The following is an 858-nucleotide window of genomic DNA, read 5'->3' as shown; positions in this document are numbered from 1 at the left end:
GGGGCAGTTGCTGAGGTATTTTTGCAGCAAAATCTAATTAACAAGAATATTTGTTCACCAATGGGAACAGAAGTTGAGGCTGAAGTAATTAATTGGTTGCGAGAATTAATAGGATATTCTGTTAGTAACAAGTTAACAGATGTTACTCAGCTCGGAGGAGCTGTTACGACAGGTGGAGTAATGTCGAATACATATGCCTTGATGGCAGCTGCCAGAAAGCATCCTGATAAAAAAATTGTGATACTTCCTGATAACATTGGACATTATTCGTTAAGTTATGCGACAGAATGGTTAAATTTAGGAGTTAAGGTTGTATATTGTAAAACCAATCAGTATAAACTTGACCAAGTAGAATTGAAGAGATTACTTCGGATGTATGGCAAAAATGTGCTTTTTGTAGGCGTTTATGCATGTGATTCGATGACTTCTACATGTGAAGACTTAGAAGGCGTTTACCATGTGGTAAAAGGGTTTGAAAATGATATTTGGTTACATGCGGATGCGTGTCATGGATTTGCCTTGAGTTTTTCAGATGTCTACAGGTCAAAAATAAAGTATTTAAGACATTATGATAGTTGCACTATGGATCCTCATAAGGTCATGTGGCTCCCGTATACTCTTAGCATTTCTTTGATGAAAAATGCTGATGATTTCAGAAAGCTTTCTAGAACTAATGCGTTAATCATGGATGACCCATTATCGTTCGGACAAACAACACCATTCATTGGGAGTAAATCTTATGATAGCTTAAAGCTCTGGATGGTTATGAAAACACTAGGTGTGCGCAAAATTGGAGAAATGGTTGAAGCTAGAATAAACAATGCTAACAGCTTCTATGCATTATTGAAGAACGACACA

Annotated in this window: 1 protein-coding gene; it reads left to right on the top strand. The window is 36.8% G+C overall.

Features of this window, described 5'->3' with window-relative positions:
* Positions 1-858, top strand: an 858-nt coding sequence (locus ACLUXO_RS10175) for an aminotransferase class I/II-fold pyridoxal phosphate-dependent enzyme (RefSeq protein ID WP_412137448.1), incomplete at both ends; no start/stop codon positions are given.

This window comes from Lactobacillus delbrueckii subsp. bulgaricus (assembly GCF_046938665.1).
Classification (GTDB): domain Bacteria; phylum Bacillota; class Bacilli; order Lactobacillales; family Lactobacillaceae; genus Lactobacillus; species Lactobacillus delbrueckii_C.
The sequence above is the reverse complement of the archived record's forward strand: the minus strand, read 5'-3'. Positions and strand labels throughout refer to the sequence as shown.